The sequence below is a fragment of the Bacillus sp. FSL R5-0447 genome (assembly GCF_038606125.1).
GTDB classification, from domain to species: domain Bacteria; phylum Bacillota; class Bacilli; order Bacillales; family Bacillaceae; genus Bacillus; species Bacillus velezensis.
On sequence record NZ_CP152012.1, the window covers coordinates 2600058 to 2619002 of the forward strand.

Here is an 18945-nt window from a genome sequence, read left to right on the forward strand (position 1 = left end):
ACTTCCTCCATATCGACGTTCAATTTTCAGCGCAATCAGTAAGTCTTCATTTGTTTCCAAAACGTATTCGGACGGGACTTATGTGTGTTTTCATGCAGGCTTTCGGCTTTGTCCGGACGAATAGGCCGGCGTTTTAATTCCTGTCTCGGCAAAGGCTTTCTAACCGGGGTATACGCCTCCTGCTCCCAGGCTTCCACTATGACATGGGCATTCGTCCCTCCGTCAGCGAAGCTGCTGACGGCGGCAATCCGCGGTGAATCCGTCCATTCACGCAGAACGTGCGAAAAATAAAACGGCGAGGCGGACAGATCGTAATGCGTCATCGGCTCTTTGCCCGAAAGGAAAGGCACACGCATTCGGCGCGAGAGCATAAGCACTGTTTTAATGAATCCGGCAATCCCTTCAGCGCATAACGGGTGTCCGATATTCGGCTTCATCGATCCCAATTCACAAGGCGCGCTGTTTTGCATACGGTAGACCGCTTCAATCGCCCTCAGTTCCAAAAGGTCGGTTACTTCAGAGCCTGAACCGTTTGCTTCAATGTAGCTGATATCCTCCGCTTTTCTGCCGCTTTTGGCAAGCGCATTGGCCATCACTTCTTTCTGCGCCTGTATATTCGGTGTGGCAGGCCCCGCGGTTCTGCCGTCATTGTTTACGGAAATGCCTTTAATGACCGCATGAATCCGGTCCCCGTCTTTTACAGCCTGGGCCGCTGTTTTTAAATACACCATTCCGACGCCTTCTCCCAATACAATGCCGCCGGTGCGGCGGTCAAAAATATGAAACGCAGGCTCTTCGCTTAACAGATTGCGAAGTTCGAACATCCGGTGGGTTTGACCGGATTCCAGCAGACTGACTCCCCCGACCACCGCTGAGTCGATTTCACCGCAAGAGAGCGCCTGTATCGCCATATTCATACCGACAAGCGCTGAAGAACAGGCCGTATCCAAAACGAGACTCGGCCCCTTCAAATCAAAGAACTGAGAAAGATTGGCCGCCAAGTAATTCGGGCCGGCGGCGACTATCGGATTTTTTGCATGCTTCAGATGGTTTTCGTCAGGCATACTGCCGCCGCGTCCTCCTAAATAGACACCGGCTGACCTGCCTTTCATTTCTTGTAACGAGTACCCGCTGTCTCTGAACAGATGAAGCGCTTCTTCTAATATAAGAAAGGACTGGATATCCATTGCCTTGATGTCTTCTTCCGGAATAAGGAAAAACTCCGGGTCAAAATGCGTTACATTTTGTAAAAGGCCCGCATAATCCGCCTTCTCCGTTTTCCAGCGCTCTTTCGGCACCCTTTGAATGGCTGACGTTCCTTCAGACAGCAGCTTCCAATAAGCTTCGATTGATTCAGCTCCCGGAAAACGGCAGGACATTCCGATCACAGCAATGTCCTGCGCCGCTCTAGCACCAGAAGGCTGAATAACAGCGGCTGCCGTTTGTTTGGGAACGTCCGGAATTTCAGGCTGAACCGGTTTTGAAACGGCAGCTTTGATTTCCGGATATGCTGTTTCAAGCCATCCGGCCAGCGCAGCAACCGTAGGGTATTCATACAGCACCGCTGGGTCAAGGTCAGCTTTGATCCTCTTTCCGATCGCTCTGGACACTTGAGCAAGCATAATGGAATCGGCTCCGTAATCTTGAAACGGTGTATCAGATTCAAATCTTGACGGCTCCAGTCTTAATTCCCGGCAGCAAATGCCCGTCAGCCACTCCTCAACGCTTTCTGTATCGGCCTGTTCCTGCTGCTTTGTTTCAGTAAGGCCGGATGAAAGCAGCAGACGGTCAGGCTCCCATTTTTCCGGGTGAATGACGGCCGGCATAATAACAGATCCGCAATCGCCTGCCATGATGGCATCAAACAGGCTCAGCCCTTCTCTGTCAGTGATGCTCTTTAAACCGCTTTTCTGATAGGCCCGGCTTTTTGATTCGCCCATACCCGTTTCTTTCCAGCTCGGCCACTGGATGCTCAGCACCGGAAAACCTTTTGCGGCCGCAAAATAATCCATATAGGCGTTAGCCATGGCATAATCGCTTTGTCCCGCTCCTAATTCCGGCATCACGCCGGACACTGAAGAAAACAGCGCAAAAAACCGGAGAGGCTCCTTGTGCAGCGCTTGATACAAAAGGTCCAGTCCGTCTGTTTTAGGTTCAAGCACGGTCATCATCTGTTCTCTCGTTTTGCGGATAAAGGCCGGATGATCGAGATCTACGGCTCCCGCTGCGTGTATCACGCCTCCAATCGGGCCCATCTTCTCTTTCACCCGGCTGACAGCCTGCTCATATTCAGGGCCGGAAGATACAGACAGCACTTCCGTTCGGACACCTTTTTGTTCGAGCTCTCTGATTCTTCTCACTTTATCGGAAAACGGGGAATTCCGTTTGATATGATCATCCCACTCCGCTTTCGGAGGCATTGTTTCTTTTCCGGTAAGCACGAGTTTCGTGACTCCGTATCGTTCGGCAAAATGCCGGGCGAATAAATATCCGAGTCCCCGGGTTCCTCCGGTGATCCAGAGCACATGGTCTTTCGGAAATGAAAATTCTTTTTCAGCTAAGCTGTTTGTTTCCTTTAACCGCGCGTGATAACGCACACCGTTTCGGTAACACACTTCGATGTCTTCAGAATCGCGAAAAAACTCCTCTGCGATCTGGTTTGCCAGCTCAGGATCTTCGGCAGTCCGTTCTGCATCCATATGCCGCGAGCGGATATCCTTATACTCACTTTGGAGCATCCGGTACAATCCGGCCTTTTTTGCACCTGAGAGATTTATCGTTTCATTTGCAAAGGGTTCAAGCCCCTTTGTCACACAAAGCAGCTGAAGCTTTCGGCCGCGGTTTCTGTTGTCAATGAGAGACTGCAGACGATGAATCCAGCCGTCATCATGATTGATTTCCGTCCCGCATCCGGTCACATCAATCAGACCGCCAAATCGGGCCGCGTCCCCGGATATTTCCGGTGATGCAGCGTCAATGATTTCAGACTCGGGGAAATAACGGGACAGCTCAACGGCTAAATTTCCTGTCTGGTGATCAGCAGCTATTCCGATGACGCCCCGCACTTCCTTAGCCGGAACACTGCTGCTTTCTGCCCAGCTTTTCTGTAAAAAGCGGATTTCACGAAATGTTTCAGAATGTGTTTCAGCATCACGAACATTGTCCGGCGCTGCATCGTCCGGCCAATACCGATCCTTTATAAATGGATAACCTGGAAGGCTGATGCGATGCGGCAGGCTGCCGTTATAAAGCTCTGACCAATCAATCTTCAGCCCTTTTACCCAAAGTTCCAGAAGCTTCGCGAATTTTTTTCTTTTCATCCATTTACGGACGGCTTCCTGCATATCTTCATCCTTAAAAACGGCTAGAATGTCTTTATACTGTTTGCTTTTTCCCCTGAAGCAGCCGTCTGTCCCGCCGTCAATAAAACGCTGCAGTTTTTCCGCTAACTGCTCTGTCGACGTCACGATAAACGCCGCACGTTCTTCCATCGCTTCTCTTCCGGTTTGAAGGGTGTAAGCCGCATCCCGGAGGCTGCGGTCTGTGACGTCATTTTTTCTGATCGCTTGAAGAAGCTGCTGCGCCCGCTGCTTCAGGCTGGCCTCCTGTTTGGCGGATAATAAAATGACTGCGGGATCTTCATCTGTGAATGGCTCATAAATCTCCCTATCAGGTTCAATATATTCTTCTATCAATATGTGGGCATTTGCCCCGCCCGCGCCAAAAGAAGAGATTCCCGCGATTCTCGGAATCTCTTTTTGCGCTCCGTTTTCCTCAATGACCGGCCGTTTCCAGTCTGCCAATTCACGCTGCACCGCAAACGGCGTCCGGTCGAATGCAATATTCGGATTCAATTTTCTGCAATGTAAAGAGGGAGCCAGCTGTCGTTTTTGAAACTGAAGCAGCAGTTTCGTTACACCGGCAATGCCTGCCGCGGCTTCCAAATGCCCGATATTGGATTTAACTGAGCTGATGGCGCAAAAGCCTTTATCTGACGTTTTCGTTTGAAATGCGCGGGTCAAACCGTCAATCTCGATCGGATCTCCGAGTTCAGTACCCGTGCCGTGGGCTTCGATACAGCTGATCATCCGCGGATGTATTCCCGATTTTTCAAGCGCGCCGGAAATCACGTCAGCCTGGGCGCTCGGACTCGGCACTGTATACCCGTTTGTTCTGCCGCCGTGATTGATATGAGTGCCGCGAATCACACCGTAAATATGATCCTTATCAGCCATCGCTTTTGACAGCGGCTTTAACAGCACGGCCCCGACACCTTCACCGGGAACAAATCCGTCCCCGCCTTCACCGAAACTTTTGCACGTTCCGTCTTTTGAAAGCATTCGATAGGCGCTGAGCTCCGCATAAGCCGAAGGATGCGTATACACATTCACACCGCCGGCAATCGCCATGTCGCATTCGCCGCGAAGGATGTTTTCACACGCTTCATGAATTGCAGTCAGCGAAGACGAGCACATCGTGTCGACCGGCATGCTCGGCCCTTTCAGATTAAGAAAATAGGAAACTCTGTTGGCCGCTGAACTGAACGACGTTTTCGGCTGCAGGGTGCCGCCGTTTTTCCAGTAAATTCCATACCCGTTTTTCGTAATGCCCGCAAAAACGCCGACCCGGCCGTTATACAAATTCTCAAGCTGTTCCTTCGTATAACCGGCATCCTCCAGCACCTGCCAGCACATTTCAATAAAGAGACGCTCCTGCGGGTCCATATTCAAAGCATCACGGGGTGAAATTTGAAAAAACAGCGGATCAAAGAAAGCGGCATCTTTCAGAAACCCGCCCCGCTTACTGTAACTTTTCCCTTCTTTCACGGCCGCTTCGGGATCAGGGTTGTAGTACTTGTCCTTTTCCCAGCGCTCTTCGGGAATTTCCGTCACACAGTCTTTTCCGGCCGCTAAGTTATCCCAGTACGCTTCAAGTGTTTCAGCTTGCGGATAACGTCCGCTGACTCCGATAATCGCAATCCCTTCTTTTGTCTGGTTCTCATTGGAAAAAGCAGGTCGTTTCTTTCGCTTGATAAACGACGGAAGCACCGGAAAATCTTCATTTGCCAAAACCTGTTCTGATATGCCTGAACGGTGGTCATCATCATTTGTCCATTTTCGGCATTCATTCGGATAATCCGTGACAAAGTGAGCTGCCAGGGAGCCCAGTGTCTTATATTCGTAAAAAACCGTTTTGGAAAGGTCACCGAAAAGCAGAGACAATTCGCGGTTCAATTTCGTCACAGTGACTGAGTCGATTCCGTAGGTTTCCAGCGGCTCTTCAGTATCTATGTTGGAAACAGCAATTTTTGCAGTCAAGGCAAACAGCGTTTTGAGCTGAAGAAGCGTTTGTTCATACAAACGTTCACTGCGGTGTTCGGCATTGGTTTTTCCGGGATCGCCCGTCTTGATGACAGGCTGCAGCTTCAACCCTGACAGGGAAGCCCATATTTTCCCTTCTTCGTCACATAAATCAATATAAAAGCTCCCCGCCTTCTCTTGTATCTCGGCCCATACCTTGTCAGGACAAGATTCATAAAACAAAAGCTCGTCCAATGAAACCGGGGCGAGCGTTTTATATTCTCTGCCGCCAAGCAGCGCGCATGCCTCTGTCACACTTTGCATCACACAGGGAGGGAGGCCGAATCGGGCGGATTCTTTTTGGTTTGTCAATGGAATTGATATGTCTGCCAGCATCCGTCCTGCTGAGGCGTAAATACGCTCAATTCCTTTCATGTGCTCACTGTATTGAACGGTATCGTTCTGAGTGATGGCTTCAATTTGCTGCTGATCCATCAGGAAGCCGCTGTTTTCCTTCAAGCGGCTGATATCCAGCATGCCGGGCGCAGCATCAACTGGCTGAATCGTCCCTTGGCTGTACACATCATGATGACTGAAATCGGCAGAAAATGGATTATAAATCTCAAACCTTTTGGCTTCGCCCTCTGCGGGTATCAGCCTGATTTCGATATGGAACGGTTCAGCCTCAGTCAGAATGGGCTTTGACCACACGATATGTGTCAGCCGGACAGCCTCAGTCTCCTTTACTGTCAAAACAGCTGCAGCTCTCGCCATTTCCAAAAGAAGTTCTCCGGGCATAAGCTTTTTACGCTGTAAAGAAACATCAGCGAGAAAAAATTCCCGGCCGCTGAAAGCTGCCGAGAATCCCTGTCCCGTTTCATCGGAAATATGCTGCTGAGCAAGCGGATGAAGGGAAGCCGCTTGGCGAAGTCCCATCCGCATATCATACTCGCGCAAAATGCCGATCGCATCCTGTTTTGTCATTTTTTTATTTTTGACGTCAGAAAAAACCCGGTGCAGAAACTCTTTCATATGGTTTCCTCCATTACGCTAATCCCTGTAAAAACCGATCGTTCTTTTTACAGCGGCTTCTATGCTTATTTCGTTTTTCTCCAATTCATCAAGCAGGCGCTCATAAGTCTCAAGCGGGGACGTATCAGTCTCATAAGTCTCTCGGTGCCTTATATGCTGCGCACTGTGCGGTATCCAGCAATGTGTTTTCGCAAAAGGATAGACGGGCAGGCTGACTTTTTTTGGCCTTTCATTCGGATATAATTTATTCCAGTCGACATGTAAACCTTGCACCCATAATTTTGCAAGCATTGTATACTTTCCTGCTTCAATCCATTGATCTACGGTCCCGCTCATTTCTGCGTTGTCCGTCATCTCTGTAAACAGCTGTTTCATCGCTTTGTTCCGGCCTGTAAAGAAATTCTGCCCCGTCTCCTTGCCGCTGAGGAAATCATTCAGCGCGTTCGTAAGATCTTCTTTTGTTTCAGCAATGACGGCAAGGCGTTCTTCCATTTCATCCCGGCCAAGCTGAAGCGTATAAGCGATACCCGCAAGAGCTCCGTCAGCTGAATGTGTCTTTTCCAAATATCTGCACAGCTGTTCCGCACGTTCCTTCAGCTGTTCCGCCGTCTTTGCCGAGAGAATGAATAAGGACGGCTGAAGTTCACCGGACGTCCATTGTTTCTCTTCAACAGGAGAAACATATTCTTCGAGCACGACATGAGCATTGACACCGCCAAATCCGAACGAGCTGACACCCGCTCTCCGCGGCAGTTCATTTCCGCTATCATCAGTCGCCGCTTTCCACGGTTGAGTGTCGCGGACGAAATAAAACGGGCTGCCGTCGAGGCTGATATACGGATTAACGGTTTCACAATGCAGACTTTTCACGAGCGTTTTGTGCTGCATCTGCAAAATAATTTTTAAAAGCCCGGCCATGCCGGCGGCAAGCTCTGTGTGGCCGATATTCGTTTTGACGGAACCGATGGCGCAATGAGGCTGATCTGGCGCCGTTACTTCGGCTTTCTGATAAAGCGCTGCAAAAGCCGCTTTGAGTCCGTTGATTTCTATCGGATCTCCAATTGCCGTTCCCGTGCCGTGGGCTTCAATATAACTCACTGTACGGGGGTCGATGTTCGCTTGCTGATACGCTTTTATCATGACTTCTGTCTGTGCTTTCGGATTCGGCGATGTAAGGGAAGCCGCCCGTCCGCCATGATTTTCCGCCGTTCCGCGAATAACGGCATAAATACGGTCGCCGTCACGTTCCGCATCGGATAATGTTTTCAAAACAATCATGCCCGCACCTTCAGCTCTGACATATCCGTCCGCTTGATCGGAAAATGTTTTGCATCGCCCGTCTTCACTGAGCATTCCCGCTTTATTAAAGCTGATATGCATATCCGGCGACACAATAGCATTGACGCCTCCTGCAATCGCGATGCCGCAGTCTCCAGCCTGAATTGCCCTGACCGCACGGTGAACAGCGACCAATGAGCTTGAACAGGCGGTTTCAATCGGTTCGCTCGGCCCATGTATATTCAGAAAATAGCTCATACGGTTCGGACCGATTGACGGAACCGTACCGGCGGCGGAAGAACCCTCAATCTCTATATGGAACTTTGAAGCTTCCTGAGCGTAACCGCTGTTTGTCGTGCCTGCAAAAATGCCTGTATTTGTTCCTGACAGGCTTTTGGCAGAGCAGCCGGCATCTTCAATCGCTTTCCATACATGCATCATTAAAAGTCTTTGCTGAGGATCCATCATTTCGGCTTCATGCGGAGAAATACCGAAAAATAAAGGGTCAAATTGAGCGGTTTCATCAATGAAGCCGCCCCACTTTACATTGCTCGCATTTTTATCTTTCTGCGGATCTCCGTAATACTGTCTCCAGTCCCAGCGCTCCGGCGGTATTTCAGAAATGCAGTCCTTTTCTCCGGCTAAATTCTCCCAAAACATTTCCGGATTTTCAGCCATTGGAAATGCACAGCTGATTCCGATTATCGCCACGGGCTCAGGTGCAGCTGCGATTTTTGTTTTAGGAAGACGGGACGGAATCAAGAATGGCTCCGTCTTCATTTTTTTACGCACAACCGGTTTCTCCGTTTCTGTTTCTGCCTGTGATCCGAATGTATCCGGATGTTCCGTCAGCAAGTATTGGGCAAAACGAAAGACTGTCGGGTATTCAAAAAATACGGCCGGTGTCAGTTCAAGCCCATACGTTTTATTTAGTTCATTTGCAAACTGCGTGAATGAAACCGAATCAAAGCCATAATCTCTCATCTCTGATTCAGCATCTATCTCGTCTTCTTTCACCTTCAGAATGCCTGATATCATATGTTTGAGTTCCGCTTGTACTTTATTCGGCATATGGACGGGCGTCTTCCTTGACACATGAATGCTACGGGACGGTTCCGGCGTTTCAGGCATCAGGTTTTTTCGAATCCGTTTTTCGTCGCCTTCTGCCACCATGACCTGGTGTTCTCCGGAGGCAAAAGCGGCGTACAGCGCTTGGATGCCTGAGGCCGATCGCATGGCTTTCATTCCGGTCTGTTCATACATCAGCCGTTCGGTCTCTTTGTCCACGCGCATACCGCCTTCTTCCCAAAGCGGCCAGTTGACGGACAGAGTCTGCCCGCTCCGCTTGTTGTCCCGCACGAGACGGTTCCGGCGGGCTGCATAAACATCCATAAATGCGTTGGCTGCCGCATAACCGGCCTGCCCCGGATTTCCCATGCCTCCCGCCAAGGAAGAAAACAGGATGAAAAAGTCCAGCCGCGCATCTTTCGCTGCTTCATCAAGATTGATAAGCCCTTTCACTTTCGGCGCCATGACGGTCTTCCGTTCGTTTTCTGTCTGGTTCAGAATGTAATTGTCAGCGATTACGCCGGCGCCGTGAATGATCCCGTCGAGTGTTCCGTGCTCCTCCTGTATGCCGCGGACGAGGGCGATGACCGCCGCCCTGTCTGTCACGTCAACCGGTTGATACAATACACGGGCACCCGACGCTTCCAAGCGCCGTAAGCGGGCGGAGCGGTCTTCATCAAGCGCTTCCGCCCTCCCCGTTAATATGAGAACGGCATTTTTGACGCGGGAGGCTATTTCTTCAGCGAAAATCAGGCCGATGCCGCCCGCTCCCCCGGTGAGGAGGTAAACCCCTTCGTCTTTCCACGGAACGGCGCCGCTTTGAGGGGCAGGCAGGTGACGCCAGTTTCTGACGAGACGTTTGCCGGCTTCATAACGGATTTCCGCTTGTTCAGGATGCGCCCGGTTTTCTTTCAGCTTGGCAAGAAGCGCCGAGGCTGACTCGCCCGGATCGGCTTGGATGACTTGGCCGTACAGCTTCGGATGTTCAAGGTGAGCCGTTTTCAGAAAAGCGGCCAGCCCCGCCAATACATTGTCTTCCCCCCTGTCGGGGACAAGAAGCTGGATCAGCGTTTTTTTCTTCTGTTTTTCTTTGATAAGACGCGTGACGATCGCTGACAGCTCCGCCGCGCAGGCGTCATAACGGTCTTCAATCGGACCTTCGCCGTCAGCCGCACATACGGCGCCGCTTATGTCCTCAGCGTTCATTCCGCCATACAGCGTCACGTATCTGAAAGACTCTTCTTGTCCGCCGCCTTCATCCGGCGGTGATTCCTGCCACTTTGGCTGAAGCAAGAGCGGTTTTTCCTCCGTTTCCTCTTCCAGAAAACGGGCGGTGAGCCCCGTCAATCGGACACATACCGCGCCGTTTTCATCACACAGCTCAATATGATAGGCGCCGTCCGCTGAGGAAAGCACCGCCCACATCGTCTCCCGGCACGCAGAAAACACCTTCATATCCTGGAGGGCAAACGGCAGAAACGGCCGTCCGGACGCGGAACCGTCTGAGAGCACGAGACCGATAGAAGCCTGAAGGGCGGCGTCCAGCATGCTCGGATGCAGGATGAACGGCTCCTTTTCCTCGCGGGCGGACGGCGGAAGAGTGAGCTTCGCGAGCACTTCTCCGCTTCCGGCATAGACGGCGTCAAGCGCCTGATGAGACGGTCCGTAGGTGATGCCGAGGCTGTCGAACGCTTCATAGCACTCAGCCTTTGACAAGTGACGGCCGCTGCAGCGCGCCTGAACCGCTTCCACATCGAGTACCGGAGCACGCTCCGTCTCTTCGAGCACGGCCTTTCCCTGGAAAAAGACAAGCGGCTCTTCTCCTTCGGCATACGCTTCAAAAGCAATGTCTCCGTTTTCTTCCGGCTGAAGCTTTACATGAAGCGTCACTCCTTCAGAAAGCGCCGTCACCGGACGGAGCCAAACGATCTGTTTGAGCCTTACACCCGTTTTCCCGCCGGGCAAGTCTTCAGCAGCCAGCGTAACGGCGGCCCGGGCCATTTCTAAAGCAGCCGCGCCCGGAAGCACCAGTTTTCCATTGACGATGTGATCGGCAAAAAACGGTTCGTGTCCTGAAAAAACAGAAGTAAAACGCTGGGCGGTAAAGGTCGATGTATTCGTATGGAGCAGCGGGTGAAGTCTGGCTGCTTTCTCACTTTTCGCTGAGCCTGTTTTGTCAAGTGACACATCAGCTTTTGTGACCCAATAGCGGTCTTTGGCAAAAGGGTAGGCCGGGAGACTGATGCGGCCCGGGTTGCGCTGATAAAGAGCTGACCAATCGACGTCAAGTCCTTTAACCCAAAGGTCAAACAGCTTTCCGTATTTCCCTTTTTTCAGCCAGGCATTTATGGTAAGCGCCATATCTTCATCAGAAGTGAGCGAAGCCGCCAATGAATGATGTTTGGCTGTCCTGCCCCGCCAGATATGAGCATGTTCGATATTATGATCGTTTGAGAAACTCATAAGCTTCATTTTCAGTTCTTCTATCGACTCGGCCGTAAATGCAAGCCGCTCAGCCATCGGTTCTCTTCCCGCCTGAAGCGTGTAAGCGATCTTGGCTAAATCCCCGTCAGAACGTTTTTTTCTTATGACATCATCCAGAAGCTGGCGGGCGCGCTCTGTCAATTGCTGCTCATTTCGCGCTGATAAAATAATAACAGCCGGTTTTTGCGGAGAAACAGACGCGTTTTCCATTGGTTTCAGGCTGTCAGACGGCACAAATTCCTGAATGATGACATGCGCGTTTGAACCTCCTGCTCCAAACGAGGAAATGCCGGCAATTCGCGGATATTCCTTCATTTCACCCGTGATATTCAAGACAGGTCGCTTCCATTCCGTTTCTTTTTGCTGTACGAAAAACGGAGTGTGCTCAAACTCAATATTCGGATTCAATTCCGCCGCATGCAATGAAGGGGCAATCCTCTTATGTTTCAATTGCAGAAGCAGTTTGGTGATCCCCGCAATCCCGGCAGCGCTTTCTAAATGTCCGATATTTGATTTAATGGAACCGATGGAACAAAACTGCCGGTCTTCTGTTGTCAGGCGAAAAGCTTTCGTTAACCCGTCGATTTCAATCGGATCACCGAGCGCAGTGCCCGTTCCGTGGGCTTCCAAGTAACTGACCGTTCTCGGGTGAATGTCTGTCCGTTTCAACGTCTCTGCGATCAGATCAAACTGCGCTTTCGGATTCGGCACCATATAAGCGTTTGTCCTGCCTGCTGCGTTCAGCATGCTTCCTTTGATAACACCGTAAATATGATCGCCGTCTTTCTCCGCTTGAGCAAGCGGCTTTAACACAATCGCCCCTACTCCTTCACCGTCAACAAAACCGTCCGCACTGTCTCCGAAAGATTTGCATTTATCACCGGGAGACAGCATTGAAAAAGCGGACAGCCGCTCATAGTGGGCCGGATCAACGATAAGATTGACTCCGCCGGCAATCGCTGTTTCACTCATTCCGCTCCGCAGGCTTTCTGCGGCGAGATGGACAGCTGTTAAAGAAGAAGAGCATGCTGTATCCACAGCCATACTCGGCCCTTGGAAATTGAACAAAAACGATACTCTGTTTGCGATAGACCAGTCGCTGGGAACTGTCGGGTAATTGCTGTTCATCACACCGACAAAGACTCCGATTTTCCGGCTGTCACAAAGCGTGGCCGGGGTGTACCCCGCATCTTCAATGCTTGAATAAGCAGTCTGCAGAAACAACCTTTCCTGCGGATCCATCCTTTCAGCTTCCGCGGGAGATATACGGAAAAACAGCGGATCAAATGTATCAATGTCATCGAGAAAACCGCCCCATTTTGAATAAATGGACCCCCATTTTCCGCGTTCCTCGTTATAAAACGTTTTCCAGTCCCAGCGATCTTTCGGCACTTCAGTAATAGAATGCCTGCCGGCTTTTACATTTTCCCACAGCTCATCAACGTGATCGGCGCCCGGATACCGGCCTGACAGACCGATGACAGCGATATCCTGGATAGAGGGATCTCCGTTCGTCCTTTCGCCTTCCTCGTTTTGAGGAATCTTGTTTTGTTTTACATTCAGGTTATCTGTGTGATCAGACAGCTGTGCCTCACGCACACCCATCGCTTTCATAAATGCTCCCCGCTGAGAAAGAAGCAGGTAATCCGCGATTTCTTCTATCGTCTGATATTCAAAAAAGAGGGTGCTGGTCATTTGGTCAAACACGTTACGAAAGGCATTTGTGAGCCTGACGACCAGAATAGAATCCAAACCGTATGCGGTTAAGGAAACCGACGGATCCATTCTCCCGCTCGGAATCTTCAGCGTTTTTCCTATTAATTCCGTCAGATATGTGATGCCCCGTTCCCTTACGTTTGGAATCGGCGCGGCGCTTTCTGCGGGAGCCTGCACCCGTCCGGCGTTTTCGGGATGAGCCCGTCCAATCCCGAATTGCCGCTCGAGCGCTTCTTTACGGGAAGACAGAAAGTAATCAGCAAGCTCATCAATGGTTTGATATTCAAAAAACAAAGTGCTGCTGACAGAACCGAAGACGTCTTTTAACGCGTTGGTCAGTCTGACGACCAGTATGGAATCCAATCCGTATGCGGTTAAAGGTTCATGGGATAAAAGACGATGCGCCGGCACTTTAAGCGCTTCACCGATTACCTTCTTCATCAGTTCAACGCTTTTTTCTCTCAGGCTGACATGCAAAGTATCATCCGAAAGACCTTCTACGTCATACGGACGGCGCTCCGGCTTCTCTTCTGACGCCTGCGTGAGGGCAAGCCTGACCGTTCCGTCACTTTCAGCCGCTATAATCTGCTGGCCTAAGTCGTGTGCGGTTTCAGCCGGAAACAGAGGATGGACGAATCCTTCAAGCGAAAGCGCTTCCGCCCAGCCGGCCGGATCAACCCCCGGACAGCCCGGAATCCGTAAATCATGATCCTCATACAGCCACCAGCCTTCAAGAAGGCCGAACGTCACATGGTTGAATATGGTGCGGCTGTTGATCTCATTTATAAACAGCTGGCCGTTTTTTTGCAGCATTGCTTTCGCATGGCGCAGCGTAGAGCGGATATTTTTTGTCGCATGAAGCACATTGGTCGCGATCACTGCGTCATACGTGCCGATGTCCGGCGCTTCTGTTGATACCGGCTGCTCAGCGTTGAATATTTTATAAGTGACATAAGGATATTCCGGACCGAATATGTCTTCTGCATGTAAGAGAAATGCTTTAGAAATATCCGTGAAACAATATTCGGCAATATGCGCTTCATACGGTTTCAATTTTCTCATGACCGCAGCGCTCGTCCCGCCCGTTCCGGCTCCGATTTCTAATATGCGGATTTTCGCCTGCGGGTCTTTTTCCAGACGTTCCCGCAAAACTGCAATCAATGTGTCAGCAAGCTTGTCATTGAAAAAATCAGAAATGATATTATTGCGGTAAATGCCTTCCACAAGACGGAAGGAGGAGTCAGGGAACATCACTTCCGTTGCCGGAAGCTTACCGGTTAAAATGTCTGGAAGCACACGCAATGTCTCTTCTGCCAATCTGACATGCGCCCTCATGTCTTTCTGGCGCAGCCAAGTCTCTTTTTTCCGCTCCCATTCCTCCCACACCTGCCCTAAATCCGTTTTTTCCGGAGCAAGCGCTAATTTATTCAGGAGGACAAAGCTCTCTTTCAGCCATCTGCTGTATTGTTCCGTTATGCCGGCAGCGGATTGAAATAACGGCAAAGCCTGATCAAGCCCGGCTCCCATCTCATAAAGGGCTGATACAAGCATTTTTTCAATAAGGGATTCCATCTCTCTCATGCAGCTCATGACACTTGAAGCTTTTAACCGTTCAGCTTCGTCATTCTGCGTGATGTTAACCGTTAATTGTCCGAGTGCGGAAGGAATCTTTTCCGGATAAACCGTTACTTGTTCTTTCAGATCGTCTTTCATAAAAACCGGATCTGTCGTTTTGATCAGCGCCAGCTGGTCATGGGGTCCGGAAAGCAGGGTTTCCAGCGTTTTCATCGCTTCGGGCGCCTCAATAGAAGCGATTCCGTCCCGCTCCATCCGTTTCCGGTATTGTTCTGAAGCGACAACGCCGACACTTCCCCAAAAGCCCCAATTGACAACTTTTACGGCATACGGCGCTTTCTGTGAGATCCGCTTAGCAAAAGCGTCTTTAAACGTGCACCCGGCGGCATAATTGCTCTGTCCCGGCGCTTTTTGAAACGACATCATCGAAGAGAAAAACAGCAAGAAATCCAGGGGCTCCCCCTCAGCTACCCGGGCAATCTGCAAGCTGACATCAGTTTTTGCAGAAAGTGACGCGCGGAACTGATCCTCTTCCATATTGGCAAAACTTCGGTCTGATAACACGATGGCGGAATGGATGATTCCGCGGACCTTTCCATTTTCCTTCACAATGGTGTCATACGCCCGTTTGAGAGAGTCAAAATCCGCAGCATCCGTGCTGAAATATTGCGGTGCGGGACCTAAAGCTGCAAGTCTTTTCAGCTTTCTTTCAATCTGTGTATCTTTTTTCCGTCTCCCGATCCAGACAATTTTCGCCTGATAGGTCTGAATCATATATTCAGTCCATACTTCTCCTATTCCGCCTGCTCCGCCGATAATCACATAAACCCCGCCGTGCCGGTATAATGAAGGCTCATCTGCATGAGGCCGGCAGACGGCCAATTGCTGGCGGTGCCACTGACCTGCACGAAAGACCCACGGATTTCCCTCGGGGTCCGACGGTAAAGAGAAGACATCGGGGAGATGCCGGTCTCCCCTTTGAGATTCCAAATCAAGAAGCCGGATGCTCCAATTGCTGTATTCTTTTGCGAGCGACCCCGCTAATCCGTGTATGCTTGCATGACTCGGATTGACCTCATCATGTTCATGAATCGGCTGTGCTTGAAACGTGCAGATTGTCAATGATAATTGTTCCGTGTCAAAATTCAGAAGCAGAAGCGCTTTTACCAGCCGGAAAAGCTGCATGACCCCGTGCTCCTGTCCCTCGGCCGTATCCGCATCATAAACGGATGGAATGGGATGATCCGGCGCCGCCCATATCATGTGTTGAAAAGAGCCTTGCGCTTTCAGTGTTTCAGCCATTTGTTCCGAGCTGTCCAAAGAAGTGATGTCCGGAAAACGGACATCGGAATACATCTCTTTCAAAGCCTGCTGAAAATCCGGCCCGGCCCCGATGACGATTATTTTTTCTTCACGCATGAAAGACATGCCGGTTTCCGGAATGGTGACGGTGTTCCAAACCGGTGTCATAAGCAATTCCGTTTCACGGCTTTTCTTCGGCGTGACGCCGGCTTTTTGGTTAAACCCGGCGCTTTCCTGCACCTCTTTTATGATAAAATCTTTCACTGCCGCCAGCAGCACGCCGCGCTCATCACAAATATGCAGATCAAATTGGTGAACAGAGGCCGCTTTTACCTCCGCATGCACAAATACGGTTTTCGCTAACGGTTCAAGCAGCTGTATTTCTCCGAAGGAAAACGGTACGATAAGCGCAGGCTCTTTTTGAAATTGCAGCACATGCGCCATTGCGGTTTGAACAGCGCCATCCATTAAGGACGGGTGTAGGATGTACTGTTTAAAATCGGCTTCCAAGTGTGACGGGAGCGTTAATTTGGCCAGTGCTTTCCTTTCTGTATAAGAGAATTCGCGGATGACCTGAAAACTGTCCTTTTGCACGATTCCCGCCTCAGAGAACGAGTGATAGATGTCTTCCGGCTCCGTTCTCTGCGCAAATGGCGCCGGGAGCTGAAAGGCCGGGGCCCCAAAAGACGCCCCTTTTTCTTTACAAATCACTTCTCCTTGCGAAAAGAGGGTGCCGTCCGCTCCTTTTTCTTTAATGACATAGCTTATACGCTCTTTTTCTGCTTCAAACTCTATCATGACGGATCTTGGGTCTGTCCCTGTCACAATCGGCTCCATGTACCACACACTTTGAAGAGAGACGGCCGGGCGTTCTCCCCACAATCCCGCGCCGTATGCCGCCATTTCCAGATGACAGACTCCGGGAAGCACATATTTTTCGTTCACTAAATGATCTTTAAAGAAATATTCATCCTTGGAAAATATCTTTTGAAACGTCCCTTTCCGGGCGGATGAAATATTCTCATCAAGCAGAGGATGCAGCACTTCACGCCTTTTGATATTTTGGGGCTTTTTTGTATACCGCTTTTTTTGATCGGTCAGCCAGGACGTTTCCTTTAAAAACGGATACGTAGGAAGCGGAACTTTCTGATACGGCGTTTCCGGCTTTTTGCAACCTTGAAGGCCTTTCACCCACAGCGCGGCAAATTTCTCAGGATCTGAAACGGATTGGCCTGAAACGTCCGGACGCCCGGGTGACGCTTTTCCGAAGTACATATACCTGCCGTCGCTTTGACCGCTTACAAATCCGTCCAATCGCCGTTTCAGCTCAGAAAGGGATGATGCAATGACAGCAAGCCGGAAGGAGAAAGGCTCTCTGCCTGACAATAAGGTGGCAGCGATATTTTCCAGACTGTATCCGCCGGCAGAAGGCAGGTTTTCCAATCGGTCAAGAAAAGAGCTTAATTTCCCGGCATATTCTTTCAGCTGCTGTTCGGAATGTGCGCTTAATACGACGGCATGCGGTTTTTGCTCAGTATTCTTGTCCGCTTGCCGTTTTGGCTGATAAGCACCTACGATCAGATGGGCATTAGAGCCTCCTGCGCCGAATGAACTGATTGCGGCGATTCTCGGTTTATCTCCTTCAGCCGGCCACGGCCGGTTGTTTCGGACGACATAAAATGGCGAATCAGAAAAAGAAATCTTGCGGTTCAGGTCCTCGGAGTGCAGACTGGCGGGAAGCGTTTCATGTTTCATGCTTAAAAGCACCTTGATTAAACCGGCGATCCCTGCAGCCGCTTCCAAATGTCCGATATTGGATTTCACCGAGCCGATTCCGCAATAGTTTTTCTCATCGGTCTGTTTATCAAATGCCATAGACAGGCCGCGTATCTCAATCGGATCGCCGAGTGCCGTGCCGGTTCCGTGAGCTTCAATGTAGCTGATATCCGCCGGACTTACCGCGGCTCTGTTTAGAGCGGATAAAATCAGGTCCCGGTGCGCTTCCGGATTCGGCACCGTATACCCGGTCGTTTTGCCGCCGTGGTTAGTGGCGGACCCCTTAATGACACCGTAGATGTGGTCTTTGTCCGCAATCGCTTTTTTCAATGGTTTTAACAAAACGGCTCCCGCGCCTTCGCCGGGCACGTAACCGTCTCCGCCTTCACCGAAACTGCGGCATTTTCCTTCAGAAGACAGAAAATGCGATTGGCTTAAAAACATGTATTTTTGCGGATGTAAGCTGAGGTTGACGCCTCCGGCCAGCGCCATTTCACAGTCGCCCGACATAATGGCCTGACAAGCCTGATGGACGGCGACAAGCGATGAAGAACACGCCGTATCAACAGCGATGCTCGGGCCATGGAGATCAAGGAAATAAGAAACCCGGTTCGGAATGCCCCAATATAAGGAGCCGGGGCCTTTGTACTGATCTTTGAGGAAACCTTCTTCGTGTGCAATTAATGAATATTCATTCCAGGTCACTCCGGCGAATACACCGATTTGATCCGTCGGCCTCGCCGCCGGGTTCCCGTAACCGGCATCCTCCATCGCTTCCCAGCAGCACGTGACATACAATTTTTGCTGGGGGTCCATTAAATCAGCTTCCCACGGGGAAACAGAAAAAAACAGCGGGTCAAATTGATCCGGATGATCAATAAAACCTCCCCATTTACTGTATGACGCGTATTCTGCCGTTTTCTCTTCCGAGTAATAAGAGCTGTCCCATCTGTCCTCTGGGATTTCGGAGACACAATCTTTATTTTCCATTAAATTGTCCCAAAAATCATGCTGGTTTTCCGCTTTCGGAAACATCCCGCTCATTCCGATAACCGCAATATCAGAGCTCCCGTCCGTTGCCGGTTCAGGCACCTTTTCAGCCGCCTGTACGGGAAGCAATTCTTCTTCCTGCGGGCTTCCCGTATCAGGCTCCGTTTCTTTGAATTCAAGAACGCTTTCGGGATTTCGTTTCTGCGCACTTAAAAACTCACTCAATTTCTCAATGTTCGGATATTCAAACAGCAGCGTTTCAGAAAGGCCGGTAAACTCTTTATGCAATATGGTCATGATTTCTTCACTGATGAGAGACGTCACGCCCAGAGTAAAAAAAGCGGTTTTATCTTCCGCTTCGGTCACCTCGGCACCCAGCTTTTCCGATATTACCGTTCTTAAAAATTCGTTAATACATTTCATG

2 protein-coding genes are annotated in these 18945 nt (G+C 50.4%); both read right to left on the minus strand.

All coding sequences use genetic code 11. The features are described from left to right. Positions 1-35: 35 nt before the first annotated feature. Positions 36-6332, minus strand: coding sequence for a type I polyketide synthase (locus tag NYE68_RS12920; RefSeq protein ID WP_324636735.1), 6297 nt, complete (start codon positions 6330-6332; stop codon positions 36-38). Between the two features lie 18 nt (positions 6333-6350). Further along, on the minus strand, positions 6351-18944 hold the full coding sequence (locus NYE68_RS12925) for a type I polyketide synthase (RefSeq protein WP_324636734.1): 12594 nt from the start codon (positions 18942-18944) through the stop codon (positions 6351-6353). Between the last annotated feature and the right edge of the window lies 1 nt (position 18945).